Below are 25,691 nucleotides of genomic sequence, written 5' to 3' on the forward strand. Positions count from 1 at the left end.
GTCAGAAGACCGGCACGCCGGCACGCGTAAGGCGCCAGTTGGCGGCGGTGAAGTCGGTCGGATTGATCGTGCCCTTCGCGGTCGCGTAGTCGATCAGCGCCTGGCGGATCTCCACCTGGGCGTTGTACAGCACCGGCGCGCCCACGACGTGCGGGAACCCGCCGCCACCCGACTGGCGGTAGTTGTTGATCGCGACCACGAACTCCTTGTCCGCCGGAACCGGCGTGCCCTCGTAGCTGAGGTTCGTGATCCGCTGCCCGACCGGCTTGGCGATGTCGATGTCGTACGAGACGCCCGACAACTGGTCGTAGTTGTAGTCCGGCGTGTTCCCGGCGTTGGTCAGCTTCGCGACGTCCACGGGGTCGCCGGGGGCGAGCTGGTTGAAGTACTTGGCGGAGTACTCCAGGTAGTCCTTGATCTGGGCACCCGTCAGCTTCACGGCCAGCAGCGTGTTGTCGTACACGTACAGCCCGGCCACGTCGCGGACCCGGATATCGCCGGCGGGGAAGACGGCGGTCCGGCTGAACGGCGCGGCGATCGACAGGACCGGGAGCTGGTTGTCCGGCAGCGCCTGCTTGACGGTCTCGACCTGGACCTGCTGGATGTAGTCGAGGATCGGGGTGTCCTTGTAGGGGGACTCGGCGGCCGAGAGCTGCTCCGACGACTTGGCCACGACCTTGTTGACATAGCCGACCGTGGCGTCGTGCTGCGGCTTGAGCAGAGCGGTGATCTTGGGGTCCTCGGCGGCCGTGTTCGTGTTGAGCGTGGTCGAGGACTTGCCGGTGACGGTCCATTTGCCGCCGTGCTTGGCCAGCTGGAAGTCGATCACGCTGAGGCGCTGGCCCCACTTGCTCGGCTCGGTGAGCAGGACCTGTTTGCCGGTGGCCTGGTTCGTGACGAACCGCTGGGCCACGTCGTTGTGCGCGTGCCCGAACAGCACCGCGTCGATGCCCGGCACCTGCTCGGCGACCATCGCGGAGGCGTTCTCCACGGGCAGGTCGCCGCCGTAGGACGAGATGCCGCTGTCGCCCGCGTGCGCGGTCACCACGACCACGTCCGCGCCCAGCTTGCGGATGATCGGCACCCACTTCTTGGCCGACTCCACCAGGTCGGTGAAGCGGAGCTTGCCCTCGACGTTCGCCTTGTCCCAGATCGCGACACCCGGGTTGGTCAGGCCGAGCACGCCCACCTTGACTGGCTTGTCGCCCTTGACGTTCATGGTCTTGATCACGAACGGCAGGTAGGCGGGCCGGCCGGTCTTCGCGCTGACGGCGTTCGCGCCGAGCACCGGGGCCTTCATCTGGTGGATCCAGGTGGCCAGCAGGGGCAGGCCGTAGTTGAACTCGTGGTTCCCCAGGGTGACGGCGTCGTAGCCGATGGCGTTCATGGCCTTGGCCATCGGGTGGACGGGGCCGTTCCTGGTGATCGGCTCGACCTTGGCGTAGTAGTACGCCAGCGGGGTGCCCTGGATGGTGTCACCCGAGTCGAACAGCAGCGTCCGGTCGGCGCCGCGCTCCACCCGCACCTTGTTGACCAGCGTCGACACCTTGGCCAGGCCGACGTTGTTGCCGGCGCTGTCCGCGTAGGCCGCGTCCTTGTAGTAGTCCCAGTTGAGGCCGTTGCCATGGATGTCGGAGGTGCCCATCACGGTGACAGTGATGGTTTTGCCACCGGCCGCGTGCGCGGGCAGGCCGATCAGGGCCAGCGCGGTCAGCGTGACGGCCCCAAGCTTGATGATGTGCATGGCGAGGAGGCTAACTGCGGCAAATAACCCACGGGTTACGGCAATCTGGCCGGATCAGCGGGACTTGACCGAGGCGTCCTCCGCTGGGATCTCCTTCGGCGAGGCGCGCAGCCAGCGGCAGCCGTGCGGGTCCAGGGTCAGCCGGGCCACGCCCTCCTCGGAGACCTCCAGCGTCCCGTCCACCAGGAGGTCCGTGAGCGTGTGCGACTCCAGCCCGGCCAGCTTCAGCTCCACGTCCTGGGCTGTTTCGCCCAGGTTGTGGAGCACCACCACCGTGGCGCCGTCGGCGTCGCAGCGGTGCGCCAGGATCGCGGGATCGGCCGCCTCCAGCACCGTGCAGTCGCCCCAGGCCAGCTCCGGGCACTCGCGATAACGCTCGATGAGCAGTTGGAACCAGCGCAGCAGCGAATCCCGGTCCCGCTTCTGGTCGGCCACGTTGATCCGCGCGGGCGAGTAGGCGCCGTCCGGCATCTCGCGTTCGGGGGTGCCCCGGGTGAAGCCGCCGTCCGGTGACCACTGCATCGGCGTCCGTACGGCCATGCGGCCCTCTGCCTTGAGGTTCTCGCCCATGCCGATCTCTTCGCCGTAGAACATGACCGGGGTGCCGGGGAGGGAGAAGAGCAGGCTGTAGGCCATCTTGATGCGGCGGATGTCCCCGCCCATCATGGCCGGCAGGCGTCTGCGCAGGCCACGGCCGTAGATCTGCATGTCCTCCTCCGGGCCGAACGCCCGGAAGACCTCCTGGCGTTCCTTGTCCGTGAGCTTGTCCAGTGTCAGCTCGTCGTGGTTGCGCAGGAACATCGCCCACTGGCAGTCCTTGGGCGGCCTGGGCCGGGACCTGAGCGCGTCGGCGAGCGGCTCGGCCTCGCCGCGTGCCAGCGACAACCACCCGCGCTGCATGCCGATGAAGTCGAAGCACATGGTGAGCTGGTCGCCGAGCCCCTCGCCGAAGTAGCCGAGCAGGTCCTTGTAGGGCAGGTTGACCTCGCCGAGCAGCACCGAGGCGCCCTCGCGCCGGGTCATGAAGGCGCGCAGATCCGCCAGGAACTCGTGCGGGTCGGCCAGTTGGGGCTGGACGTTCTCGATGAGGAACGGCACGGCGTCCACCCGGAACCCCGACAGCCCCAGCTCCATCCAGAAGCCCAGGATCCTGGCGATCTCGTCGCGCACCTCGGGGTTGCTGACGTTCAGGTCGGGCTGGTGGCGGTAGAAGCTGTGCAGGTAGTACTGGCCGGTCGAGGTGTCGAGCTGCCAGATGCTGTCCTCCTCGTCGGGGAAGACCACCTGCTTGGGGTCGTCCGGCTGCGGCTTGTCCGACCAGACGTACCAGTCGCGCTTCGGCGACTTCTTGCTCGACCGCGACTCGATGAACCAAGGATGCTGGTCGGAGGTGTGGTTCACGACCAGGTCCGCGATCACCCGCAGGCCCCGGTCCTTGGCGGTCCGCATGAACTCCACGAAGTCGCCCAGCGTCCCGAGCCTCGGGTCGATGGCGTAGAAGTCGGTGATGTCGTAGCCGTCGTCCCTGTTGGGGGTAGGGAAGAACGGCATCAGCCACAGGCAGGTGACCCCGAGCCCCGCCAGGTAGTCGATCTCCTGCGTGAGCCCCCGGAAGTCGCCGACCCCGTCGTCGTTCCCGTCCTTGAAGGTCTCGACGTCCAGGCAGTAGACAACGGCGTTCTTCCACCACAGATCAGAGGTGTACGTCAGTCGCATGGCGCCACCGCTACCCAGCAGCGGCGCACACATTCAGAGCAGAGTGCCGCCCGTCACCTCGAATCCGGCGAGCGCCTCGTCCACGCGGGCCAGCGTGTCGCGGTGCAGGACGAGGTCGGCGGCGGCCAGGTTCTCCTCGATGTGCGCGGGGGTGCGGCTGCCCGGGATGGCCACCACGTGCTCGTACTGGTGCAGCAGCCAGGCCAGGGCCAGCTGGGCGGGGCTGATGCCCAGGTGGGTGGCCAGGTCCCTGATCGGGGCGTAGCGATCGTTGTTGCTCGCGAGGTTGTCGGCGGAGAAGCGGGGCGCGTTGTGCCGGAAGTCGCCCTCGCCCAGCTGCTGGACGGTGCCGGTGAGGAAGCCGTTGCCGAGCGGGCTCCAGGCCACGATGCCCACGTTCAGCTCGCGGGCCGCCTTGAGGAGGTCGGGATCGACCGGTCGCCACATCGACCATTCGTTCTGCACGGCCGCCACCGGGTGCACGGCATGGGCCCTGCGTAGCTCGTCGGCGGTCACGTTCGACAGGCCAAGGTGCCGGACCAGCCCGGCCTCGACCAGCTCGGCCACCGCCCCGGCCGTCTCCTCGATCGGCACGCCCGGGTCCACGTAGTGCGAGTAGTAGAGGTCGATCACGTCGGTGTCCAGGTTGCGCAGGCTCCGCTCGGCGTAGCGGCGGATCATCCGCGGCTCGGCGTTCACCCGCAGCTCGCCGAACGCGTAGCCCACCGGCTGCGATCTGCTCGCCTCCCCCTCCGGAATGGCCAGGCCGAACTTGGTGGCGACCACCACCTCGTCGCGCCGGCCCTTGATCGCCCGGCCGACCAGGCGCTCGTTGTGGCCGTTCGCGCCGTAGGCGTCACTGGTGTCGATGTGGGTCGCTCCGGCGTCGAGTGCCGCCTTGAGCGCCGTCTCGGCGCGGGTGTCGTCGATGTCGCCGTACACGCCGGGGGACAGCACCATCGCGCCGAAGCCGATCGCGGGGACCCGCAGGTTGTTTCCGAGTTCACGTGTCTTCATGCGGTTCATCCTGCTGGCGGTACGGGCGGCGCGTCCAAGACCTTCTGCTATAACCGATGGTTATGGACGTGCACCTGCGGGACCTGCGTTATTTCGTCGCCACGGCCGAGGAGCTGAACGTGACCAGGGCGGCCGAGCGGCTGTTCGTCTCCCAGCCCGCACTGTCCAAGCAGCTCAGGGCGCTGGAACGGCAGCTCGGCTTCAGTCTCTTCGAGCGCGTGTCCTCCGGCGTGGCCCTCACCAGGCAGGGCGAGGCGCTGCTACCGGTCGCGCGTGAGCTGCTCGACAAGTGGAACGCCGGGCTGGAGACCGCGCGGGCCGCCGCGCCCACGGGCACCCTGGTCATCGGCATGCAGACGGCGGTCGGGCGGGGGATCCAGCAGGAGGCGCTGCGCCGGTTCCGCGCGGCGATGCCCGGCTGGGAGGTGTCGCTGCGGCTGGTCGGCTGGGACGATCCCAGCGGCGGCCTGGCCGACGGCGGCTCCGACGTGGCCTTCATCTGGCTGCCCGTACCCGAGGGACTGAACACGCATGTTCTCGCCACTGAGGGCAGAGGCGTCGCCATGCCGGACGATCACCCCCTCGCCAAACTGGCGGAGATCCCGTTCGAGGCCCTGCGCGACGAGCCGTTCATCGCGCTGCCCGTCTCGGCGGGGCCGCTGCGCGACTACTGGCTCGCCCGCGACTTCCGGGACGACGAGCCGGTCATCGGGGTCACGGCCAACACGCCTGAAGAGGTGTTCGAGGCCGTGACCAGTGGTCTGGGCGTCGTCCTCGTGGCCGAGGGCAACGCCGCGCTCTACAAACGGCCCGGCCTGGTCTACCGCCCGGTGACCGGCCTCCCGCCGGGCGAGCTGGCCATCGCCTGGCGCTCCGGTGATAAAAGGCCAGAAGTCAGGGCATTCATCGACGCACTCCGAGAAAGCGCCACTAAGGTCTGACCGACACGGATCTCGCGAAAGGGCGACCCATGAGCACCGATTACACGATCACCTTTGACCTGATCGATGTTGACAAGGACGGCCGGATCTCCGCCGAAGAGCTGGTGGGGCTGATGGAGGTGCTGGGTCAGCCGATCACGCTGGAGGCCGCGCAGGCCGGGGTGCAGCGGCTCGACAAGGACGGGGACGGCCTGATCGACGTGGAAGAGTTCGGCGCCTTCCTGCAGAAGTAAAACAAGCACTTGCTACACAAACCTCTGCCGCGCGGGTAACAATGGGCGACAGGAGGGACGATGGCCAGCAAGAGTGACACCAGCGACACCCGGATCTCCGCGGACATCGTGAAGACGCTCAGGGCCGGAATCGGCCGGATCTCCGCCGAGGTGATCGGGGAGATCCAGGCCCGCATCCCCGAGTACGCCCGGCCATCCGACGAGGTCTACATCAAGGTCGTCAGGACGACCGTCGAGCAGGCCATCGACGGCTTCCTCGACCACATCCAGGACCCCGCCGCCCCCTGGGACCCCGAGCCGTTCCGCATGATCGGCAAGGGCGAGGCGGCGGAGGGCCGCAACCTGGAGCCGCTGCAGGCCGCGATGCGGCTGGGCGCCCGGGTCGGCTGGCGGCGGCTGACCGAGATCGCCGACCCGCTCGGGCTCTCCCCGCAGTCCCTGTACGACCTGGGCGAGGCCATCTTCATCTACCTCGACCAGCTCGCCGACGCCGCGGCCGAGGGCTTCGACGAAGCTCGGGCACACGCGGCGGGCGAGATCGAGCGGCGGCGCAACCGGCTGCTCGACCTGCTGCTGAGCCGGCCGCCCGCCGGTTCGGAGGCCATCTCCGACCTGGCCAAGGCCGCCGGGTGGCGGCTGCCGAAGACCGTGGCCTGCGTCGCGCTCGACGACCAGCACGGCACCTGCCGCTCCCCCGCGGTGCCGCCCGACGTGCTGACCGGCCTTGACCGAACCACGCCCTGCCTGCTCGTACCCGACCCGAACGGCCCCGGTCAGGCCCGGATGCTGGAGACCGCGCTCCGCGGCTACCTGGGCGCGATCGGACCCGCCGTACCCTTGCCCGCCGCCGCGTCGTCGCTGCGGTGGGCGGCCGAGGCGCTGGAGCTGTCCGGGCGCGGCGTGCTGCCGCGTGGCCTGCTGCGCTGCACGGACCATATGGCGACGCTGGTCGTGTTCAAGGACGAGGAGCTGGTCGACGCGCTGGCGGAGGTACGGCTGGCGCCGCTGGCCCACCTGCGGCCCACGCAGCAGGACCGGCTGGCGGAGACGCTGCTGGCCTGGCTGCGGTACGGCCGGGGGGCGGGGGAGGTGGCGGCTCGGCTGCACGTGCATCCGCAGACGGTCCGGTATCGGCTGCGGCAGTTGGAGGAGCTTTACGGGGACCAGCTCGCCGATCCGGACATCCGCTTCGAACTGGAGATCGTGCTGCGCGCCCGCCGGGCGGCCGCCCTGGCCGCTCGCCCGTTGTGAGCCTGCACGAGCCCGCGACCCGGCCGCTCGGCGTCCGACCCTGACAGCACGAGGTACGACGGCTTTCCGGACACCCTCAAATCAGACAAACCGCTGGTTTTCCCCGGTTTTCGCGCCCGAAAACCTAACCACTGCGGCGAATGTGGCGTTCTAAGATCTCAGGGTGGCGCATACTGGAGTAGATGAAGCCGCCCAGCGCCGCGACCCGGCGCCACCTGCCCACCAGCCCCTTCAAACCCCCGCCCCCGGCCCCGCCGGTCGAGGTCTTCACCTTGGACGACCAGGTGTCCCACGACCGGTACGGTCTCGGTCGGGTCATCGGCGTCGAGGATGAAGCCGTGCTCATCGACTTCGGTTCACGCCAGGAACGGATCACGACCCCGTACGCCAAGCTGATCAAGCTCTAAGACCAGCCTGGCAATACAGAAACCCGCCGGCAGCGTTCGCCAGAGGGCGCTGTCAGTCTGTCTTGACGCGTGTTATCGGGCCCGGCCCATGAAAGCATGGTCATCGCCTTCAGGCGCTCAGCGCCGTTGGAGCTCAGGCGGTGATAGTAGGGACAAGTCCCCGCACTTCCGGCGAGATGGCCGTCCGGCCGCTCGCGCTCCCCGGGCCCAAGCCGTCTGGCCAGTTCGTGCTACCGGAAACAACGACAGAAGCGCGCCTCCGGCCGAAGCCGAAGACGCGCCTTTCTCATGTCGTATGTCAGGTGGTGTGCAGGTAGACCTGGCCGAACACCTCGGACAGCTTCTTGAGGTCCGTGGCCGTGTCGACTTCCGGCGCCGACGGGTCGTAGATCGTGGCCAGCCGGGGACGGATCGAGGTCAGCTTCTTCAGCTGCTCCCAGGTGGCGTTCTCCGCCCACTTCTCCCCGTACAGCCTGCTGACCTGCCCCTGGTCGTTCTGCCAGCGGGACCAGAGGTTGACCGTCTCGGCGGCGTCGGCCTGGAGCGGGGTGGCGATGCGGTCGGTGATCGACTTGGCCGCCTGCTCGGTGGTGAGCTGCGGCGAGCCCACGGTGGCGAAGCCCGCGTCTTCCGCGGCGATCTGACCGTAGGCGTCCCACGCGCGCGCCCTGACCTGGATCCACTGGTTGCGCTGGGCCTCGGTGGCGTCGATCTTCCAGGTGGCGTACTCCGTCGCCAGGTGTCCGCTGTCCAGGGCGAGCTGGTCGACCAGGCCCTTGGTGAGCCAGGCGCCTATCCGCTCGGGGTCGAGCAGCGGGTACTTCTTGGTCATCTCGGTCTTGCACGCGTCGTTGGCGCCACAGCCGAGCAGCGGCACCACCGTGTGCACGGCCAGCTTCTTGCCCGGCGCGAGGTTGTGGAGCGTGGTCGTGGCCTCCGTGACGAACTTGTCCATCTCGTCAGCCGTCTCGAACGTCTTGTTGAACCCGAGCTGCGAGCTGAACCTGATCCCCACGGCCCCCTGCTGCGCCGCGACCGCGGCGACCTTCTTGGCCGCCTCGGCGAGCTTGCCCGACTTCCAGTCGTCGGCCAGCTCGGCGTCGATCCAGACGCGCATCCCGGCCGCGGCGGCGGCCTTGACGGCCTGGCCACCGGCGGTCTTCTCGGCGGCCTGGATCTCGGTCGCCGACAGGCCCTCGGGGTTGACGAAGCAGTCCTCGCTGGACTGGCACTCGGGCGAGCCGCCGTCCTCGGCGCCCTCGACGTCGGGCGAGTCGACGTCGTGCAACTGGCCGTCGCCCTCGGAGTCGTTGGCGCACTCGTTGCCGGCTTCGGTGCAGTCGACGGTGATCGGGTTCAGCGGGCCGGCTTCCTGCAGATGCTCGGCGTCGTTCGAGAGCCAGAAGTTGGCGATGTCGAGCGCCTCTTCCGGCGTGGCCATCCAGCGGCAGACGACGTACGCCGGCGTGTCACCGGACATCAGGTCGTTACAGCTACGCGGATCGTCCTCCGACCAGGCTGGAACACCTATGCCTAACAGTGAGAGTGCCAATCCGATGACGAAAATCTTCCTCAGTCGCATGGCGCCTTACTTCCAGGGGTGATCGTGGACACATCGCACAATATATGGATGATCAGCTACCTTCAATCAGATCTACGGCGTTCTTCACCCCGCGTTCAACCTTTAGTAGTTTCCCGAGTTGCGCGGCTTTTTCGCGATATTCCGATACGGCTCGCAGTCGCTCGGCCAGAGATCGCCCGCTCAGCGCCCTGATCGGCAACGGTGGCGGCCCCGCCCCCAACGCCGCCACCCTGCGTCCCCAGAACGGCTGGTCGGAGAAGAAAGGGCAGACGACATTGGGCACCCCGGCCGCCAACCCCGCCGCCGTGGTCCCCGCCCCACCGTGATGCACGACGGCGGCCATCCTCGGGAACAGCACCTCATGCGCCACCTCACCCGCCGGGCAGACGTCCGCCGACGCCGCCACGGGCAGCCCCTGAACCACCGCCCGCATCCCGGCCAGCCGTAATGCCGCGACCACCTGCTCGGCGACCGCCTCCGGCTCGTCCGGCACCATGCTCCCGAACCCGACGTACACGGGGGGCGGCCCATCGTCCAGGAAGTCGGCGAGGTCGGAGGGGAGCGAGCCGTCCGGGTCGGATGGGAGGCGCCAGTAGCCGGTGAGGTGCACGTAGCCGGCCCAGTCATACGGCCTGGGCACCACCAGCGGGCTGACCCCGCACAGCACCGGCACCCGATCCCGCCGGTCGGCCGCGAACGGGCTACCCCGCAACGGCCGCAGCCCGAGCACCTGCCCGCGCAGCCGGTTCACCATGGGGGCCAGCATCAGCCAGCCGAGCCGTTCGACCATGGCATAGCTGGCCCGGTTGCCGATCCGGCCCAGGGTCCGGCGCGGGATCAGCGGGTTCGGGAACTCGCCGGTCGGCTCGCTGGGCTGGAACTGCAGGATCCCGTACGGCATGCCGTACCTCTCGTGCAGGTGCCGGCCGAAGGAGCCGAGGGCGGGCGCGAGGACCAGTTCGGCGTTCGCGCAGGCGGCGTCCACCTCGGCGAGGAGCGTCGCGGCGAGGGGCTCGACGACGGCTCGGAGGCCCCGCACGAACCCCAGCGGCCCGCTACGCAACCACGCCTGTCCTTCCTCGCTCTCCACGATCGCCACCGGATCCACCCCCAGCGCCGCGAACCGCACTCCGGGACGGTCATAGCGCCCTGCCGCCAGGCGTTCGTAGCGTTCCGGCGCCACGAGCGTGACCTCGTGCCCGCGCCCGCCGAACTCCTGAGCCAGCGCCACGCACGGCTGGATGTCCCCCCGCGACCCCATTGCCAGCACCGCGACCCTCACGGCAGTGCCAGCGAGGCGATCAATGCGCCCAGTAGTACGAGCGCATACCCCTGAGAAAAGCTCCCGACCTCGTGCACGATCACCCCAATAGCCGCAATCCCCAACAGGCCGGAAATCTCACGACTTACGGAGAAGATCCCACCCGCCACCAGCACCAACCCGCAGGCGACCGTCCTGCCGCTCGACCAAGACGTGAACCCGAGCACCCCCTGTAGGAACAGCATTCCCCCGCCCACGCATCCGGCCACCGCGAGCACGGATGGGCGGCGACGCCCAGCCGTACTCGCCTCAGCGCGAACGTCCCGAAAGCCAGAGACACCACCGACGCCGGCAATCCGGGCACATCCACCCTGCGCCGCAGTTCGGAGTGCGTTTCCGGTATCGGGACGGCGGCCAGCGCGATGACGGCCAGGAGGGGGCGGGTGGCGGGCTGGGCGGGGGCCAAAGCCAGGGTTACGTGTCCACCTCCGCCCAGGTCCAGCCGGGCCCGTCGGGGTTCGCCCTGACGACCCTGGTACGACCGGCGGTGACCTTCTCCCAGGTGGGCCGCAGCGTTCCGGAGCCGGAAGCGTCTGGGACGTCGACGGCCGGTGGCCGCTTGGGGACTGCGGACTTGGCGGTGCTGTAGGGCCGCTTTCTGACGGAGGGCGAGGCACGGAGCGGTTTGGCGGGGTCGCTGCCGGACGCAGGCGGGGAGGCGAGACGACCCGACGCAGGCGCGGGGGCGGGCGCAGGCGCGGGGGCTGGGGCGGGATCGGGCGCGGGGGCTGGGGTGGGCACGGGAGCGGGCGCAGGCGCGGGGGCGGGACGACCAGGCGCGGGAACGGTCGCCTCCAAGGCGGGAGCGGGGGGAGCAGGGTCGTGTTCGGCGGATACCGGGATCGGGTCGGTGTCCACGCCGAAGATGGCCGGGCGGCCGTTGACGGTCACCGCTGGCACGCCGGGGTCGTCCTCCGCCCAGTGCCAGCCGGGGCCGTCCGGGTTGGGCTTGATCGCCCTCCCAGGACGCGGGCTGAGCGCCGTCTCGGGGCGCCGAGCCCCGCCGCCGCCCGCACTCGCCGACGCGGCGCCCGGTGACAGCGCCAGTGGGGAAGCCCCATCCCCGGAAGCGATACCCCTGGAGACCGCATCCCTGGAGACCGCATCCCTGGAGACCGCCCGCCCAGAAAGCGGGCGTTCAGGAAGCGGGCGTTCAGGAAGCGGGCGTTCAGGAAGCGGGCGTTCAGGAAGCGGGCGTTCAGGAAGCGGGCGCCCCTCCGGCGGCGGAGATTCACGGAACTCGATCCGCCGATGAATCCCCCGCAACACCCCCGGCAGCCACCAGTTCGCCCCACCCAGCAACCGCATCGTCGCCGGCACCAGCAGGGCCCGCACGAGCGTGGCATCCACCACGATCGCCACGAACATCCCCACCCCGAGCAGCTTCACGATCGTCATCCCGGCCGTCGAGAAGGCCCCGATCACCACCAGCGACAGCAGCGCGGCGCTGGTGATGACACCCCCGGTCCGCTGCAGGCCGGTCGCCACCGCCGCCGTGTTGTCGCCGGTCCGCAGCCACTCCGCCCGCACCCTCGACAGCAGGAACAGCTCATAGTTCATCGACAGCCCGAACACCAGCGCCAGGATCAGCACCGTCACCGTGGCCTCGATGGTCCCCGTGGACGTGAAACGCAGCCACGGTGCCAGGTGGCCGTCCTGGAAGGCCCAGACGATCACCCCGAACGAGGCCCCGATCGACAGGACGTTCATGAGCAGGGCCTTGACGGGCAGGACGACGGAGCCGAAGGCGGCGAACAGCAGCAGGAACGTGACTCCGCCGACCACCAGCGCCATCCACGGCAGCCGGCCGAGCAGGCTGGACAGGAGGTCCATCTGGGCGGCCGTCGGGCCGCCTACGACGACCTGGCGGACGTTCGGCTCCGGGGTCATCGATCTGATCAGCGTCACCAGGTGCTGGGCCGCGTCCGACATGGGGTCGTAGGAGTAGCGGACCGCCAGGCGGATCGCGCCGTTGGGCTGGGAGAGGCCGGCGAGGTCGACGCCCGTGACCCCGGGCAGGTCGCGCAGGCGGTCGGCGAGGGGCTTGGCGTCGGTGGGGTCGATCGGGGTGACGGCGCTGATCGGGGCGTAGCCCTGGCCGAGGGGGCCGGGGGCGGCGGGACGGGTGGTGAAGGAGCGTTCGATGAGAACGTGGACGTCGATCATGGCCATCGAATTCTTGGCGAAGTCGCGGTCGACGGTCTCGGCGACGCGACGGTTCTCGGAGGCGGCGGGCAGGACCCGGTGGTCGACGTTGCCGAACCGTACGTGGGCGAACGGCCCGGCCAGCGCGAGGAGTACGGACGTGACCGCGACCAGGTAGAGCACGGGCCGTCTCATCACGCTGGAGGCGATCGCGTGCCAGACCCCGGCGCCCGCGCGGACCGCGCCGAAGTGGGGCGTGACGCGGATGGCGTCCACGCGGGGACCCAGGACAGCGAGCGCGGCAGGAAGGACGACCAGCGCCGACACCATGGCCACCAGCACCACGGCAGCCGCGCCCAGCCCGATCGAGCGCAGGAACATCTGCGGGAACAGCAGCAGTCCCAGCAGCGAGGTCGCCACGGTCAAACCGGAGAAGGCGACGGTACGGCCGGCCGTCGCCATGGTGCGCACCACGGCCTCACGGGTCGGGAGGCCGGACCTGATCTGCTCGCGGAAGGCGTTCAGCACGAAGAGCGAATAGTCGATGGCCAGCCCGAGCCCGAGCATGGTGACGACGTTCAGCGAGAAGACCGAGACCTCCGTCACCTCGGTCAGCAGCCTGAGCAGCACGAGCGCGCCGATCACGGCGAGCAGCCCGACGAGCAGCGGCAGCCCGGCGGCCACCAGGCTGCCGAACACCACCACGAGCATGACCAGCAGCACCGGCATCGAGATCGCCTCGGCGCGCGCCAGGTCGGCGGCCGTCTGGTCGTTGAGCTCCTTCAGCAGCGGCACCGAGCCGCCGACCTGGACCTGAAGGTTCGCAACGGGCAGCCGGTCCTTGATGACGGCGTACGCCTGCTGCTTGGCGCCTTTCAGGGTGATCAGGGCATAGGTGGCGTGTTCGTCGGTGGACATCAGCTGTTTGGAGCCGGTGGTCCAGTACGTGGCCAGCTTGCGGACGTACTGGGCGGGCAGGGCGCGCAGCGAGTCGTGTACGGCCTTCTTGAAGCGCGCGTCGCGCACCTTGACCTGCGGGTGGCGGTAGAGGACGACGACGTCGGGGCTGTTGCCGCCGTACCAGGCGTCGTTCCAGCGGGCGGCGGTGGTCGAGTCGGCGGCAGGGTCCGCGAAGCCGCCGTCGGCCATCCGGCCGAACAGCTGCAGCCCGAAGGGCGCGACCAGGATGGCCGCCACCAGGCTCAGCACCAGCAGCGTCCACCTGCCGCCGTAGATCAGGCGCCCCGCCGACTCAAACAAGGGCGCCCTCCAGGTACGCCCGCGGGCAGACGCGCTCGATCAGTGCCTCGGGCATGCCCGGGTCCCCTCGCCGACTGCAGGAACCTAGAAAATTACGCCAGAAAGCATCGCGATTCTTGCCAAACGCCGTCACATTCCGCTTCCGGTCTTATCAGCCGCGTAACAAGCAGCAGAAATCCAGACGACAGCGGATGCCAGGAACCCGCACAATAGTGAGCGTTTGGGCGATTAGGGGGCCACCACGTGCACGGCTATCTTCACGATCTCGGTCTGCTCCGAGATCGGCGGTTCACACTGCTGTTGACCGCCAGGACCATGTCGGTGCTGGGCAGCGCCTTCGCGCCCGTGGCACTCGCCTTCGGCGTCCTCGCCCTGCCCGGCGCGGACGCCACCACCCTCTCGGTGGTGCTCACCGCCGAGGCGCTGCCGATGGTGGTGTTCATGCTGGTCGGCGGGGTGATCGCGGACCGGTTCCCCAGGTACAGGGTGATGACGGTCAGCGAGTTCATGAGCGCGCTGGCCTTCTTCGCCCTGGCCGCGATGATGCTGTCGGGCTGGACCCCACTGCCCGCGCTGGCCACTGCCGCCGCCTGCAGCGGGGTGGCGATGGCGATGATGTTCCCCGCACTCACCGGCATCATCCCCGAGGTCGTGCCCGCCGACCGGCTGCAGGCCGGCAACGCGCTGCTCGGCCTGGGCGCCAACAGCTCGCGGGTGGCCGGCGCGGTGCTGGGCGGTGGCACGGTCGTGCTGTTCGGCGGCGGGTGGGCGCTGGCCGTGAGCGGGCTGATGTTCACGGTGGCCGGGGTGCTGATCGCGGCGCTGCGGCTCACGCCCGGCGAGCGGGACGCGGCGGCCGGGCATTCGGTGCTGGCCGACCTGCGTGACGGGTGGCACGAGTTCAGGTCCCGGCAGTGGATCTGGGTGGTGGTCGCGCAGTTCTCCGTGCTCGTGATGGCGCTGCAGGCGGGTCACGGCGTGCTCGGGCCGCTGCTGGCCAAGGAGAGTCTGGGCGGGCCCGCGGCCTGGTCGGCGTTCCTGGCCGGTGAGGCGGTGGGCACGATCGTGGGGGTGATCGTCTCGCTGCGTGTCCGGCCCGGCCGGCCCATCCTGGTCGGGACGCTGCTCTGCCTGCCGACCGCTCTGCCGTACGTGCTGCTGGGCACCGGCGCGCCGCTGTGGGCGATCGTGGCGGGCGCGTTCGTGCTGGGCGTCTGCTTCGACGTGTTCGGGGTGCTGTGGCAGACGACCATGCAACGCGAGATCCCGCCGGAGTCGCTGTCGCGGGTCAGCTCGTACGACGCGCTGGGCTCGATGATGTTCGGCCCGATCGGCCTCATGCTGGCCGGGCCGGTGGCGAACCTGGTCGGCACGCGAGCGGCGCTGCTGGGCTGCGCCGCCCTCGTCGTGCTGTCCACGCTCGCCGCGCTGCTGTCTCCCGGGGTGCGCGACCTACGCGCGCCCGTTCCGGTCGCGGAGAGCGTGCCGGGCTGAGTCGTCCTGGGCGAGGTCGTGCCGGGCCGAGCGGAAGTACGCGTTGGACCTCGGCTGGAACATCAGCGCCACGGCGCCGAGCACGGCCAGCACGTGCAGCACCCGGCTGCCGGCGAACATCAGGCCCATCGCGTCGGCCCCGGCGAATGCCTCGGCGACGGAGTGTCCGTCCATCAGCCATTGGACGGGTCCCATGACGAGCGAGAGCGTGCCGAACACGCCCAGCGTCACCGCCAGCGTCCAGCGGGCCCAGTTGCCGCCCCGCCTGAGTCGCAGCGCCAGGAAGACGGCCGTGACGAAGACGACGAGCCGGATCCCGACGCCGGACAGCAACTCGCCGGCCGAGGCCGTCCCCGAGGACAGCAGGTCGCCGACGACCAGTACGGTCTCGAACGCCCCTGCCGCGACCGCGACCAGCCACAGCGTGGCGGCGGCCTGCACGGCGGGAGGGGGCTCGGTGGGGTTCGGCGCTGAACGGGACGTGAGAATGGTCATGACGGGCCTCCAGGGTGATCGCTTCCTGGCAAGTGTGCGCCGCGCGACCCCGCCGGATCAGGCACGCCGTCCCCCGAATGGCCGGTCAGGCTGGCCCTACCGTCAGACGACGATCAGGGTCACCACCACGCCCGCGCAGTTGCCCGCCACGCAGACGCGGACCGGCACCTCGGACACCCCGGCGGACTCCGGGATGCCGCCGATGTGGCCGTCGGGCCCGATCGTGACGCCTTTCGGCAGCTTGCCGTGGTTGGTCACGGAGAACGTGGGTGGCACACCCGTGGGCCCGCCCTCGATCGTGATCTGCTCGTCGTAACGGTTGCCCACCTTGCCGGGGAAGGCCAGCGCGCTCGGCTGCCAGGGCAGGTTCCGCAGCACGACGATCGTGATCTGCTGATCGACGCAGTCCTGGCCACGGCAGAGCCGGACGGGGGCGGCGAAGGTGCCGGGACGCTGGGGCACGCCGTGCAGCCGGCCCAAGGCGTCCAAGGTCACGCCCGGTGCGAGGGCGGCGGGGTGGATCGTGACGTCGTCCTCGAACGGCATCAGGTGATCATCCACCTCGATGCCCTGCGTGACGTAGAAGACGGTCTCGACGAGCCGCTTGGTCGGGGGATCCATGTGCAGGACGGGCAGGTCGCTCGACACGGCCACGGTACGCGTGACCGGCAGGGCGGGAACCACCGCGCACAAACCCAACCCGGCAACAACCAATCCCCACGTCAGCCGCATTTCGCCCCCCGGTCTGTCTCCCCGATACGTACCCCGGCACCGCGCAGCGTTACTCCTGGCTCACGCGTAGATAATCGGCTCATGGCCGCTGAATCCGCCCAGACCCTGGAGCGCGGGCTCCGCCTGCTGAGGCTGCTCGCCGACGGCAAGGGCGGACGGACGCCCACCGAGCTGAGCGCCGAGCTGTCGCTGTCGCGGCCGGTGGTGTACCGGCTGGTGACCACGCTGCTGAGCGAGGGGTTCGTGCGCCGGGACGCCGAGGGGCGGGTGCATCTCGGGTTCGGGGTGCTCGTGCTGGCTCAGGCCGTACAACCGCTGCTTCGGGCGGCGGCGCTGCCGACGCTGCGGCGGCTCGCCGAGGACGTGGGCGCGACCGCGCACCTGACCGTGGCGGAGGGCGACGACGGGCTGGCCGTGGCGGTGGTCGAACCGTCGTGGACGAACATGCACGTGGCCTACCGGGAAGGGTCACGTCACTCCCTGCTGCGGGGAGCCGCCGGGCAGGCGATCCTGGCGCTGCGCGAAGGCCGGGACGACTATCTGGTGACGGAGGGGCAGTTGCAGGAGGGCGCGCGGGGCATCGCCGCGCCCGTGACCGGGCTGCCGTGGCTGGAGGCGTCGGTCGGCGTGGTGACGTTCGGGCCGCTCGACGAGTCGGCCGGGCGGCGCGTGGTCGAGGCCGCCGCCGAGCTGGCCGGCGCGCTGGGTTGACATCGCCCGTCCGATGGCGGACGGTAGTTGCATATAGAGGACACAGACGTCCGATAAGCGGACGCTCGGGAGGCGACGATGCCTTACTACCGCGTCGTGGGCGAGGTGCCCCGCAAGCGGCACACCCAGTTCAGGCGGCCCGACGGCGGCCTCTACGCCGAGGAGCTGATGGGCGAGGAAGGCTTCTCGTCCGACTCCTCGCTGCTCTACCACCGGTACCTGCCGACCGCGATCGTCAAGGCCGAGGCCGTCACGCCGCCGGTGGACGTCCGCCTGGAGCCGAACCTGCCGCTGTCGCCGCGCCACTTCCGCACCCAGGACCTCGGCAGCGCGGGCGACCTGGTGGCGGGGCGGATGCAGCTGGCCGGCAACGCCGACGTCCGGTTGTCGTACGCCACCAGCGACCGGCCCAGCGAGCTCTACCGCAACTCCATGGGCGACGAGTGCGTGTACGTTCAGGCGGGCCGGGCCCGCTTCGAGTCGACGTACGGCGTCATCGAGGCCGGCGCGGGCGACTACATCGTCATCCCGACCGGCACGATCCACCGGTGGGTGCCCGACGGACGGGTCAACGTGCTGGCCATCGAGGCGTCCGGGCACATCAGGCCGCCCAAGCGCTATCTGTCCCAGTACGGGCAGCTCCTGGAGCAAGCCCCCTACTGCGAGCGCGACCTGCGTGGTCCGGCCGAGCCGCTCGTCGTCGAGGGCGAGGAGGTCCCGGTGCTGGTCCGCACCCGGGGCGGGCTGACCAGGCTGGTCTACCGCAACCACCCGTTCGACGTGGTCGGCTGGGACGGCTACCTGTACCCGTTCGCGTTCAACATCAATGACTTCGAGCCGATCGTGAAGAAGACGCACGCGCCGCCGCCGGTCCACCAGACGTTCGAGGGGCCGGGGTTCGTGGTCTGCTCGTTCTGCCCGCGTCCGCTGGACTTCCACCCCGAGTCCGTGCCGATCCCCTACAACCACCACAACGTCGACTCCGACGAGTTCATGTTCTACGTGGGCGGCGACTACTCGGCCCGCAAGGGCTCCGGCATCGACGTCGGCTCGATCTCGCTGCATCCGGCCGGCTTCACGCACGGTCCGCAGCCCGGGGCGGTGGAGGCGGTCATCGACGCGGTCGGCCGCGGCATCACGACCACCAGCGAGATGGCCGTGATGATCGACACCTTCCGCCCGCTCGACCTCGGCCAGGCCGCTCTGACCTGCGAGGACCCCGGCTACGCATGGACTTGGGCCCGATGATGCTCTATATCGCGCTGGTCGACGACGCCGGCCTGTTCCCGCCGGCCTCCCTGCACATGTCAGAAGCGCTGGCCCGCCACCAACGCGACCAGGAGCGGGGCTTCCAGGTGCTGACCCACCGCTTCCTCTGCCCCACCAGCCGCCTCGACGGACTGCGCCGCGAGGACGTCCTACCGCGCCGGATCGGGCTGATCGTCGACACGCCGGAGATCCCGCCGTTCGACGATCTGCCCGTGGACTCGGTCGAAATACGCGTGGACGCCCTCGCCCTGCTGCCCGAAGGCGGTCTCCCGCCGGACGTGCGGCTGTTCGTCGAGGTGCCCGCCGGGAAGTACGTCGCCGACGTGCCCCAGGGCGCCGCGCTCAAGGTGCGCTGCGGCGGCCTGACCGCCGAAGACTTCCCATCGGCCGAGCATCTCGCGGGGTTCATCCGGTTCTGCGCGGAGCACGACATACCGTTCAAGGCCACCGCCGGTCTGCACCACGCCGTACGCCATTTCGACCCCACGCTCGGCGTCGACCGGCACGGCTTCCTCAACCTGCTGCTCGCCGTCTGTGAGGCGGTGGAGCAGCGCGACCCCGTGCCCGTGCTGCGCACCACGGATGTGAGCCACCTCGTACAACTGGCCCGCGCCGTGTCCGAGGAGACGGCGAAACGGGCCAGGGCACTGCTGGTGAGCTACGGCTCGTGCAACACCGGGGCACCACTGGACGACCTGCGAGCGCTGGGACTGATCGAGGAGGACACGTGACCTGGGGTGTCGACAACCTGCCCTACGGGGTGTTCTCCCGGCGCGGCGAGGCGCCACGGGTGGGCGTGCGCTACGGCGACCGGGTCCTCGACCTGGCCGCCGCGCTGCACGACGAGGTGTTCGCCGCGCCCACCCTCAACCCCTTCATGGCAAGGGGGCGCGCCGCCTGGCACGACACCAGGACACTGATCGTCAACAAGCTCACCTCCGACCTCGCGATCACCGAGCCGCACCTGGTCCCGCTGGAGCAGGTGCGGCTGCACATGCCGTTCGAGGTGGCCGACTACGTCGACTTCTACTGCTCGCTGGAGCACGCCACCAACGTCGGCCGGATGTTCCGGCCCGGCACTGAGGGGCTGCTGCCCAACTGGCGGCACCTGCCGGTCGGCTACCACGGCCGGGCGGGCACGGTCGTGGTGTCCGGGACCCCGATCACCCGGCCGCACGGCCAGCTCGGGGCCGGGCGGTTCGGGCCGTCCGCCAAGCTCGACCTCGAAGCCGAGCTGGGCTTCGTGATCGGCGTGCCGTCCGAGCTCGGCGCGCCCGCCGGGGCGTTCGAGGACCACGTGTTCGGGGTGACGCTGGTCAACGACTGGAGCGCGCGCGACATCCAGGCGTGGGAGTACGTGCCGCTCGGGCCGTTCCTGGGCAAGTCGTTCGCCACCTCGATCTCGCCGTGGATCACGCCGCTGGAGGCGCTGCCCCGGATACCGGGCCGCGCGCAGGAGCCCGAGCCGCTCGGCTACCTGCGCAGGCAGGGCGACTGGGGGCTGGACGTCTCCGTCGAGGTGTCGCTCAACGGCGAGGTCGTGTCCCGGCCGCCGTACTCCGGCATGTACTGGACGCCGGACCAGATGCTCGCCCACATGACGGTCAACGGCGCTTCCCTGCGGACCGGCGACCTGTTCGCCAGCGGCACGATCTCCGGCGCGCAGCGCGAGGAGCGGGGCTCGCTCATCGAGCTGACCTGGAACGGCACCGATCCGATAAAGCTCGCCGGTGGAGAGACCAGGACATTCCTTGAGGACGGCGACACTGTGACGATCAGCGCCACGGCCGGCGGCCGCACATTGGGGGAGGTATCCGGAACCATCCGATAGGTGACTCGGCGTGCTCATTCCATGACTCTTCGCTAACCTGGGTATCCCCTTCCCGGAAAGCAGGATTGAGATGCGGCGCGCCGCGGCCACCTTTCTCGTGGCCCTACTCCTCACCGCGGGCTGCGGCTCGGTAACCGCCGAGCGGCCGGCGCCCGCGCCACCCGTCGTCCAGGTCTCCCCGGCCTTCGACGCGCCGCACGCCCGTACGGATCATGGCCTGGTCGTCAAGGCGCAGGGCGGCAAGCTCCGCCAGGTGCTCGCCTTCGTGGCGGGCGCACCGGTGCCGGGCACACTCGACGCGTCCGGTACGACCTGGCGCTCCTCCTGGACGCTGGCCCCCGGGTCCGAATACACGGTGACCGCCACCGCGGCGCGCCCAGGCGCCCCGTCGACGGTGGCCATGGGCCGCTTCCGCACCCGCGCCACCGACCACACGTTTCAGGTCGCCTCCGTCACCCCGCTGCCGGGCGAGACCGTCGGCGTCGGCATGCCGATCATTCTCGACTTCGACACCCCGATAAGCGACAAGGCGGCCGTGGAGCGGGCGCTGGAGGTCAAACCCGCCACCGAGGGCGCGTGGCGCTGGGTCGGCGACACCCGGGCGATCTATCGCACCCGCGACTTCTGGACGCCGGATCAGCAGATCACGGTCACGGCCCACCTGACCGGGGTACGCATGGCGCCGGGTGTCTACGGCGTGACCGACCGCACGTTCGCCTTCACCGTGGGCCGCGAGCAGTCCAGCTCGGTCGACACCCGGACCCACCAGATGGTCGTCAGGCGCGGCGACCGGATCGCGCAGCGCATGGCCATCAGCGCGGGCATGGCCACCACCCCCGAATACACCACGACCAGCGGCATCCACCTGACCATGGACAAGGGCAACCCGGTCCGCATGATCTCGCCGGGCCGCGTCAAGGGCGAGCCCGGCTTCTACGACGTGCTGATCGACCATGCCGTGCGCATCTCCAACAGCGGCGAATACGTCCACGCCAAGAACAACGTATGGGCCCAGGGCCACGCGAACGTCAGCCACGGCTGCGTCAACGCCCGCCCCGACCAGGCGGCCTGGTTCTTCGCCACCTCGCTGCGCGGCGACCCGGTGACGATCACCGGCACCGCCCGCCCACTCCGGTGGGACAACGGCTGGGGGTTCTGGCAACTGCCGTGGGAGAAGTGGCGGCAGGGCAGCGCCTTGTACCGCCCCACGCCCCTGCCACAGCAATGATTCCGGCATTACGGTAGAAGGGGGGAACCAGCCGAGTACCCAGGCCCGTTATGCCATCAGGAGGGCCGGAACATGGATGAATGGATCATCTGGATAATCCTGGCAGTCGTCCTCGGCGTGGCGGAGATCTTCACCGTCACCGCAGCGCTCGGTCTGCTCGGCGCGGCCGCCCTCCTCACCGCGGCGACCGCCGCCATCGGTCTGCCCGTCCCCCTGCAGCTGCTGGTCTTCGCCTTGTCTTCCACAGCCGGTCTGATCGTGATCCGGCCGGTCGCCATGCGCCACCTCCAGCAGCCGCAACTGCAGCGCTTCGGCGTGGAGGCGCTGGTCGGCAGGCAGGCGTACGTCGTGTCGGAGGTCACCGGACGCGAGGGCAGGGTACGCATCGGCGGCGAGGAGTGGTCCGCGCGCGCCTATGACGAGACCCTGGTGATCCCCACGGGCGCGACCGTCGACGTCATAGAGATCGAGGGCGCCACAGCCCTCGTATATCCCCGGGAGTGACCATGGACCCGCTGTTGCTGGTCGGACTGTTCGTCATCCTGTTCGCGGTGTTCACGGTGCTCAAGGCCGTGCGGATCGTGCCCCAGGCACGCGCCCGCAATGTTGAACGCCTCGGCCGCTACAACCGTACGCTGAAGCCCGGACTCAACTTCGTCATCCCGTACGTCGACCGCGTCTACCCGATGATCGACCTGCGCGAGCAGGTCGTGACCTTCCGCCCGCAGCCGGTCATCACCGAGGACAACCTGGTCGTCGAGATCGACAACGTCCTCTACTTCCAGGTCACCGATCCCCGGGCGGCGGCCTACGAGATCGCCAACTACATCCAGGCGATAGAGCAGCTCACCGTCACCACCATGCGTAACGTCATCGGCTCCATGGACCTGGAGAAGACGCTCACCTCCCGCGACACCATCAACAGCCAGCTGCGCGGCGTGCTCGACGAGGCCACCGGCAAGTGGGGCATCCGCGTCAACCGCGTGGAGGTCAAGGCGATCGACCCGCCGAAGACCATCAAGGACGCGATGGAGAAGCAGATGCGGGCCGAGCGTGACAAGCGGGCGGCGATCCTCAACGCCGAAGGCCAGCGCCAGTCGCAGATCCTCACCGCCGAAGGCGACAAGCAGAGCCGCATCCTGCGCGCCGAAGGCCAGCGCACCGCGGCCATCCTGGAGGCGGAAGGCCAGTCGCGGGCCATCGACCAGGTCTTCCAGGCGGTCCACCGCAACGACCCCGACCCCCAGCTGCTCGCCTACCAGTATCTGCAGATGCTGCCGCAGCTCGCCCAGGGCCCCGGCAACACGTTCTGGGTGATCCCCAGCGAGGTGACCTCGGCGCTGCAGGGTGTGTCGAAGGCGTTCACCGAAGCACTGCCCAGGTCAGCGGCGACGCGGGACGACATGCCGGAGAGCTCGGCGGCGGACGAGGAGGTCGCCAGGGCCTCGGAGGCGGCGGCGGAGGCCGTGGCCGACGCCCAGGACCACGACAGCCCCAACGGGCCTCGCCAGCTCACCCAGGGTGTGGAGGACCCGTCGGCTGCCTTCTCCGACCTGGAGAAGGAGCACCAGGAGCGCTGACCGGCCAGGTGCCCGCCGCGATCACCCGGCGGGCACCTTCGCCGACGCCGACTTATCTTGGGCGACTTTGGTCTTGATCTTGGTCTTGAACTTGACCTTGGGCTTGGCTTTGACCTTGGCTCCGACGAGGGTGGGGCGGCAGGCCGCTTCGAAGAGATCCCGCACCTGAGGCGCACGGTGCACGACATTGGCCCGGCAGGCCAGCTTGACCGCCGCGTCGGCCAGGGTGACGTCCCGGTTTGCTTGAGGGACGTCGTCGCCCACCTCGGTGCGGAGCCACTCGGAGATCTCCGCCCACGAGTAGACGCTGACGTTGTCGGCCTCGATCAGCGGAGCGGGGAACCCGCCGGGCCCGCGCTGTCCACTCGCCAGTTGGCGGAAGCTGGCCTGTGTGCGGCCACCGTGGCGCCTTGCCGCATCGCCGAGCGTCACCGCGTCGTCGTGCCCGACGCCCACGGCCCAGAGCTTGTCAACCGTGCTGATCTGGATGAGCACGGACATGATGGCCTCCAGCAGGCTGTCCGACTCACGATCGCACATGAAGTACGGCTGCGCCCCGCCGACCAGCGCGCAGTCATCCATGCCCGCCTCGTGGAGCCGGTCGAACTCGGCAGCGTCCGGCTCACGGTTGAGCATGACCTGGAAGTCCCAGCTAGTCATGACGTCCCCTCTTGATCGTCGCTCTTGCACTCGAAGTGCCGAGTGGCCCATTGGCGGATCTGTTTGGCATGGATGCCGGGGTTGCGGGGCGTGCAGTTGACCGTGAACGGCTTGTCCCCGCACCGGCAGGTGATCCAGCCCCAGCGATGCCCGTTGTGGTCCTCCTCAACGGTGAGAGCGCTATTGATCTTGCGGATTGCCTTGAGCACCGCGTTGATCTCGTTGTGTTGATGTCTTCCTCGACCAACCATGTTCTAACTGTGCAACAGTGTTACACACTTAGAACGGCACTTCCAAGCCAGGAGCCCCAACCTGCACCCTGGGAGTGACAGGTCCACCCTGTTCGGCCTGGTCGTGCATAACCTCGAAGGCATGGACAGCGACAACCGGCTGGGCGAGTTCCTGCGAGCGCGGCGGGAGCTGGCCAGACCCGAAGCCCATGGGATGCCCGCGGCGGGCCGCCGCCGCACTCCCGGAATGCGGCGGGAAGAGGTCGCGATGCTCGCCGGGGTCAGCACCGACTACTACATCCGTCTGGAACAGGGCCGGGACAAGCATCCGTCGGCACAGGTGCTCGAGGCGCTGGCGAACGCGCTGACGCTGGAGGAGGACGCCGTCGCGCACCTGCACGAGCTGGCCCGCCCGCAACCGCGGCGCAGGCGGCGGGCGAGGCGGCCCGAGCGGGTCGGCCCGGGGCTGGTCCGGCTGATGGAGCGCTGGCCGGACACCCCGGCGCTGGTGCTCGGCCGCTACATGGACGTGCTGGCCTGCAACGCGCTCGGCGCGGCGCTGTTCGGCTGGCTGAGCGACCGCAGCCTGGTCCGGTCGGTGTTTCTCGATCCGCAGGCCCGCGACTTCTATAGCGACTGGCAGAAGGTCACCCAGGACTGCGTCGCGTCCCTGCGTGCGACCGCCGGCGCGGATCTGGACGATCCCCGTCTGACCGACCTGGTCGGTGAGCTGTCGCTCAAGAGCGTCGAGTTCGCCCGCCTGTGGGCACGTCACGACGTACGCGGCAAGACGGCGGAGTTCAAGCGGTTGCGCCATCCGGTGGTCGGCGAGCTGGACCTCAGCTACGAGGCCCTGACCGTCAACAGCGCCCCCGGCCAGCAGCTCGTCGTCTATCAGGCCGAGCCAGGGAGTGCCTCCGAGCAGGCGCTGTCCCTGCTGGGCAGCATCACCGCGCCACCCGTGATGCGCGACGTCGCCATGACCGAACAGGAAGGGTAATCATGTCTGTCTGGTTCATCACCGGATGCTCCACCGGCTTCGGCCGGGAACTGGCCACGCTCGTCCTCAACCGCGGCGAGCAGGCCGTGGTGACCGCCCGGGATCCGGACCAGGTCGCCGACATCGTGGCCGACCACGGTGATCGGGCCCTGGCCCTGCCGCTGGACGTCACCGACCCCGCGCAGGTGACCGCGTCCGTCGAGCGCGCCGAGGAGGTCTTCGGCGGCATCGACGTGCTGGTCAACAACGCGGGGTACGGCTACCTCGCGGCGATCGAGGAGGGCGAGGACGCGCAGGTCCGCGAGCTGTTCGAAGCCAACGTCTTCGGGCTCGTGTCCGTCACCAAGGCGGTGCTGCCCGGCATGCGGGCCAGGCGGCACGGCCACATCCTCAACGTGTCCTCGGTCGGCGGTCTTGCCGCTTTCGGGGCCACCGGTTACTACCACGCCACGAAGTTCGCGGTCGAAGGGCTGTCGGAGTCGCTCGCGGCGGAGGTGGCGCCGCTCGGGATCAGGGTGACCATCGTCGAACCCGGCGGTTTCCGTACGAACTGGTCGGGGCCCTCGATGAAGCAGTCGGGGACCCGCATCGACGACTACTCCCAGACGGCCGGCAAGCGCCGGGAGACCACCCTCGGCACATACGGGAGCCAGCCCGGCGACCCGGTACGCGCCGCCGAGGCCATTCTCACCGTGGTGCGGTCGGAGAACCCGCCGCTGCGCCTGCTTCTGGGGGGTGACGCCCTGAACGTCGCGAACGCCAAACTCGACACGCTCCGACGTGACTTCGACGGGTGGAAGGAGCTGACCCTCAGCACCGCCTACGCCGAATGACCGCGTACGGC

At 69.6% G+C, this 25,691-nt stretch carries 25 protein-coding genes; 14 read left to right on the forward strand and 11 right to left on the reverse strand.

Annotated features, from left to right (window positions below; all coding sequences use genetic code 11):
* Position 1: 1 nt before the first annotated feature.
* The 3 genes from ACGFNP_RS35455 to ACGFNP_RS35465 are packed head-to-tail and all read right to left on the reverse strand — an operon-like array spanning position 2 to position 4,477.
* Positions 2–1,744: a 5'-nucleotidase C-terminal domain-containing protein gene (locus tag ACGFNP_RS35455; protein ID WP_358340595.1), complete on the reverse strand. Its 1,743-nt coding sequence runs from the start codon at positions 1,742–1,744 to the stop codon at positions 2–4.
* 54 nt (positions 1,745–1,798) lie between these two features.
* The gene (locus tag ACGFNP_RS35460; RefSeq protein WP_393326109.1) at positions 1,799–3,460 is read right to left on the reverse strand and encodes an alpha-amylase family protein; all 1,662 of its coding nucleotides are present in this window, start codon (positions 3,458–3,460) and stop codon (positions 1,799–1,801) included.
* A gap of 33 nt (positions 3,461–3,493) precedes the next feature.
* Positions 3,494–4,477 carry an aldo/keto reductase gene (locus ACGFNP_RS35465; RefSeq protein WP_393326112.1) on the reverse strand — a complete coding sequence of 328 codons (984 nt, stop codon included), beginning with the start codon at positions 4,475–4,477 and terminating at the stop codon, positions 3,494–3,496.
* Between the two features lie 56 nt (positions 4,478–4,533).
* On the opposite strand from ACGFNP_RS35465, the gene ACGFNP_RS35470 reads away from it, so the two are divergent.
* From ACGFNP_RS35470 to ACGFNP_RS35485, 4 genes are all read left to right on the forward strand, one after another.
* Positions 4,534–5,418, forward strand: coding sequence for a LysR family transcriptional regulator (locus ACGFNP_RS35470; RefSeq protein ID WP_393326115.1), 885 nt, complete (start codon positions 4,534–4,536; stop codon positions 5,416–5,418).
* A gap of 29 nt (positions 5,419–5,447) precedes the next feature.
* Entirely contained in the window at positions 5,448–5,651 is a 204-nt protein-coding gene (locus ACGFNP_RS35475; RefSeq protein ID WP_358340587.1) for an EF-hand domain-containing protein, read from the forward strand.
* A gap of 60 nt (positions 5,652–5,711) precedes the next feature.
* A complete protein-coding gene (locus ACGFNP_RS35480) occupies positions 5,712–6,902 on the forward strand; it encodes a helix-turn-helix domain-containing protein (RefSeq protein ID WP_358340585.1) in 1,191 nt (396 codons plus the stop codon).
* A gap of 182 nt (positions 6,903–7,084) precedes the next feature.
* Entirely contained in the window at positions 7,085–7,309 is a 225-nt protein-coding gene (locus ACGFNP_RS35485) for a hypothetical protein (RefSeq protein ID WP_219527799.1), read from the forward strand.
* A 298-nt stretch (positions 7,310–7,607) separates the two neighbouring features.
* Here ACGFNP_RS35485 and ACGFNP_RS35490 read toward each other — a convergent pair whose 3' ends face one another.
* From ACGFNP_RS35490 to ACGFNP_RS35505, 4 genes are all read right to left on the reverse strand, one after another.
* Positions 7,608–8,789 carry a hypothetical protein gene (locus tag ACGFNP_RS35490; RefSeq protein ID WP_393326119.1) on the reverse strand — a complete coding sequence of 394 codons (1,182 nt, stop codon included), beginning with the start codon at positions 8,787–8,789 and terminating at the stop codon, positions 7,608–7,610.
* A 154-nt stretch (positions 8,790–8,943) separates the two neighbouring features.
* Positions 8,944–10,173 carry a glycosyltransferase gene (locus ACGFNP_RS35495; RefSeq protein ID WP_393326122.1) on the reverse strand — a complete coding sequence of 410 codons (1,230 nt, stop codon included), beginning with the start codon at positions 10,171–10,173 and terminating at the stop codon, positions 8,944–8,946.
* Positions 10,170–10,397, reverse strand: coding sequence for a hypothetical protein (locus ACGFNP_RS35500; RefSeq protein WP_393326125.1), 228 nt, complete (start codon positions 10,395–10,397; stop codon positions 10,170–10,172). Before ACGFNP_RS35500 ends, ACGFNP_RS35495 begins: the two co-directional genes overlap by 4 nt.
* A 229-nt stretch (positions 10,398–10,626) precedes the next feature.
* Entirely contained in the window at positions 10,627–13,617 is a 2,991-nt protein-coding gene (locus tag ACGFNP_RS35505) for an MMPL family transporter (protein ID WP_393326128.1), read from the reverse strand.
* Between the two features lie 243 nt (positions 13,618–13,860).
* Between ACGFNP_RS35505 and ACGFNP_RS35510 the strand changes: the two genes are divergently transcribed.
* Positions 13,861–15,111, forward strand: a complete 1,251-nt coding sequence (locus ACGFNP_RS35510; protein WP_358340577.1) for an MFS transporter — start codon at positions 13,861–13,863, stop codon at positions 15,109–15,111.
* Here the strand turns inward: ACGFNP_RS35510 and ACGFNP_RS35515 are convergent.
* Both ACGFNP_RS35515 and ACGFNP_RS35520 read right to left on the reverse strand, forming a co-directional pair.
* Positions 15,070–15,606 carry a hypothetical protein gene (locus tag ACGFNP_RS35515; RefSeq protein ID WP_393326130.1) on the reverse strand — a complete coding sequence of 179 codons (537 nt, stop codon included), beginning with the start codon at positions 15,604–15,606 and terminating at the stop codon, positions 15,070–15,072. The genes ACGFNP_RS35510 and ACGFNP_RS35515 overlap by 42 nt on opposite strands.
* Before the next feature lie 102 nt (positions 15,607–15,708).
* Positions 15,709–16,290 (reverse strand): hypothetical protein, encoded by a 582-nt coding sequence (locus ACGFNP_RS35520; RefSeq protein WP_393326133.1) that lies wholly within the window; start codon positions 16,288–16,290, stop codon positions 15,709–15,711.
* Positions 16,291–16,419: 129 nt separating this feature from the next.
* On the opposite strand from ACGFNP_RS35520, the gene ACGFNP_RS35525 reads away from it, so the two are divergent.
* From ACGFNP_RS35525 to ACGFNP_RS35555, 7 genes are all read left to right on the forward strand, one after another.
* Positions 16,420–17,049 (forward strand): helix-turn-helix domain-containing protein, encoded by a 630-nt coding sequence (locus ACGFNP_RS35525; protein ID WP_358340572.1) that lies wholly within the window; start codon positions 16,420–16,422, stop codon positions 17,047–17,049.
* Positions 17,050–17,127: 78 nt separating this feature from the next.
* Positions 17,128–18,297, forward strand: coding sequence for a homogentisate 1,2-dioxygenase domain-containing protein (locus tag ACGFNP_RS35530; protein ID WP_358340570.1), 1,170 nt, complete (start codon positions 17,128–17,130; stop codon positions 18,295–18,297).
* Entirely contained in the window at positions 18,279–19,049 is a 771-nt protein-coding gene (locus tag ACGFNP_RS35535) for a hypothetical protein (protein ID WP_358340568.1), read from the forward strand. The genes ACGFNP_RS35530 and ACGFNP_RS35535 overlap by 19 nt, the downstream gene beginning before the upstream one ends.
* Complete coding sequence (gene fahA / locus ACGFNP_RS35540; protein WP_393326137.1) at positions 19,046–20,149, forward strand: fumarylacetoacetase; 1,104 nt, start codon at positions 19,046–19,048, stop codon at positions 20,147–20,149. Before ACGFNP_RS35535 ends, fahA begins: the two co-directional genes overlap by 4 nt.
* A gap of 70 nt (positions 20,150–20,219) precedes the next feature.
* Positions 20,220–21,377 carry an Ig-like domain-containing protein gene (locus ACGFNP_RS35545; protein ID WP_358340564.1) on the forward strand — a complete coding sequence of 386 codons (1,158 nt, stop codon included), beginning with the start codon at positions 20,220–20,222 and terminating at the stop codon, positions 21,375–21,377.
* Positions 21,378–21,449: 72 nt separating this feature from the next.
* On the forward strand, positions 21,450–21,881 hold the full coding sequence (locus tag ACGFNP_RS35550) for an NfeD family protein (protein WP_358340562.1): 432 nt from the start codon (positions 21,450–21,452) through the stop codon (positions 21,879–21,881).
* Between the two features lie 2 nt (positions 21,882–21,883).
* Positions 21,884–22,957, forward strand: coding sequence for an SPFH domain-containing protein (locus ACGFNP_RS35555; protein WP_358340560.1), 1,074 nt, complete (start codon positions 21,884–21,886; stop codon positions 22,955–22,957).
* Positions 22,958–22,978: 21 nt separating this feature from the next.
* Here ACGFNP_RS35555 and ACGFNP_RS35560 read toward each other — a convergent pair whose 3' ends face one another.
* Positions 22,979–23,617 carry a hypothetical protein gene (locus ACGFNP_RS35560; RefSeq protein WP_393326141.1) on the reverse strand — a complete coding sequence of 213 codons (639 nt, stop codon included), beginning with the start codon at positions 23,615–23,617 and terminating at the stop codon, positions 22,979–22,981.
* Positions 23,614–23,868: a hypothetical protein gene (locus ACGFNP_RS35565; RefSeq protein WP_358340556.1), complete on the reverse strand. Its 255-nt coding sequence runs from the start codon at positions 23,866–23,868 to the stop codon at positions 23,614–23,616. Before ACGFNP_RS35565 ends, ACGFNP_RS35560 begins: the two co-directional genes overlap by 4 nt.
* A gap of 121 nt (positions 23,869–23,989) precedes the next feature.
* Between ACGFNP_RS35565 and ACGFNP_RS35570 the strand changes: the two genes are divergently transcribed.
* Positions 23,990–24,847 (forward strand): helix-turn-helix transcriptional regulator, encoded by an 858-nt coding sequence (locus tag ACGFNP_RS35570; protein WP_393326143.1) that lies wholly within the window; start codon positions 23,990–23,992, stop codon positions 24,845–24,847.
* A gap of 2 nt (positions 24,848–24,849) precedes the next feature.
* On the forward strand, positions 24,850–25,680 hold the full coding sequence (locus tag ACGFNP_RS35575; protein ID WP_393326145.1) for an oxidoreductase: 831 nt from the start codon (positions 24,850–24,852) through the stop codon (positions 25,678–25,680).
* Positions 25,681–25,691 lie beyond the last annotated feature (11 nt).

This window comes from Nonomuraea sp. NPDC049269 (assembly GCF_043197155.1).
In the GTDB taxonomy this organism is placed as follows: domain Bacteria; phylum Actinomycetota; class Actinomycetes; order Streptosporangiales; family Streptosporangiaceae; genus Nonomuraea.

What these genes read in the sequence shown, in the direction of transcription:
- ACGFNP_RS35455 (WP_358340595.1), bottom strand. Translation starts at nt 1,744, where the DNA reads ATGCACATCATCAAGCTTGGGGCCGTCACGCTGACCGCGCTGGCCCTG.
- ACGFNP_RS35460 (WP_393326109.1), bottom strand. Translation starts at nt 3,460, where the DNA reads ATGCGACTGACGTACACCTCTGATCTGTGGTGGAAGAACGCCGTTGTC.
- ACGFNP_RS35465 (WP_393326112.1), bottom strand. Translation starts at nt 4,477, where the DNA reads ATGAAGACACGTGAACTCGGAAACAACCTGCGGGTCCCCGCGATCGGC.
- ACGFNP_RS35470 (WP_393326115.1), top strand. Translation starts at nt 4,534, where the DNA reads ATGGTTATGGACGTGCACCTGCGGGACCTGCGTTATTTCGTCGCCACG.
- ACGFNP_RS35475 (WP_358340587.1), top strand. Translation starts at nt 5,448, where the DNA reads ATGAGCACCGATTACACGATCACCTTTGACCTGATCGATGTTGACAAG.
- ACGFNP_RS35480 (WP_358340585.1), top strand. Translation starts at nt 5,712, where the DNA reads ATGGCCAGCAAGAGTGACACCAGCGACACCCGGATCTCCGCGGACATC.
- ACGFNP_RS35485 (WP_219527799.1), top strand. Translation starts at nt 7,085, where the DNA reads ATGAAGCCGCCCAGCGCCGCGACCCGGCGCCACCTGCCCACCAGCCCC.
- ACGFNP_RS35490 (WP_393326119.1), bottom strand. Translation starts at nt 8,789, where the DNA reads ATGTCCGGTGACACGCCGGCGTACGTCGTCTGCCGCTGGATGGCCACG.
- ACGFNP_RS35500 (WP_393326125.1), bottom strand. Translation starts at nt 10,397, where the DNA reads ATGCTGTTCCTACAGGGGGTGCTCGGGTTCACGTCTTGGTCGAGCGGC.
- ACGFNP_RS35515 (WP_393326130.1), bottom strand. Translation starts at nt 15,606, where the DNA reads ATGACCATTCTCACGTCCCGTTCAGCGCCGAACCCCACCGAGCCCCCT.
- ACGFNP_RS35525 (WP_358340572.1), top strand. Translation starts at nt 16,420, where the DNA reads ATGGCCGCTGAATCCGCCCAGACCCTGGAGCGCGGGCTCCGCCTGCTG.
- ACGFNP_RS35530 (WP_358340570.1), top strand. Translation starts at nt 17,128, where the DNA reads ATGCCTTACTACCGCGTCGTGGGCGAGGTGCCCCGCAAGCGGCACACC.
- ACGFNP_RS35535 (WP_358340568.1), top strand. Translation starts at nt 18,279, where the DNA reads ATGGACTTGGGCCCGATGATGCTCTATATCGCGCTGGTCGACGACGCC.
- ACGFNP_RS35545 (WP_358340564.1), top strand. Translation starts at nt 20,220, where the DNA reads ATGCGGCGCGCCGCGGCCACCTTTCTCGTGGCCCTACTCCTCACCGCG.
- ACGFNP_RS35550 (WP_358340562.1), top strand. Translation starts at nt 21,450, where the DNA reads ATGGATGAATGGATCATCTGGATAATCCTGGCAGTCGTCCTCGGCGTG.
- ACGFNP_RS35555 (WP_358340560.1), top strand. Translation starts at nt 21,884, where the DNA reads ATGGACCCGCTGTTGCTGGTCGGACTGTTCGTCATCCTGTTCGCGGTG.
- ACGFNP_RS35560 (WP_393326141.1), bottom strand. Translation starts at nt 23,617, where the DNA reads ATGACTAGCTGGGACTTCCAGGTCATGCTCAACCGTGAGCCGGACGCT.
- ACGFNP_RS35565 (WP_358340556.1), bottom strand. Translation starts at nt 23,868, where the DNA reads ATGGTTGGTCGAGGAAGACATCAACACAACGAGATCAACGCGGTGCTC.
- ACGFNP_RS35570 (WP_393326143.1), top strand. Translation starts at nt 23,990, where the DNA reads ATGGACAGCGACAACCGGCTGGGCGAGTTCCTGCGAGCGCGGCGGGAG.
- ACGFNP_RS35575 (WP_393326145.1), top strand. Translation starts at nt 24,850, where the DNA reads ATGTCTGTCTGGTTCATCACCGGATGCTCCACCGGCTTCGGCCGGGAA.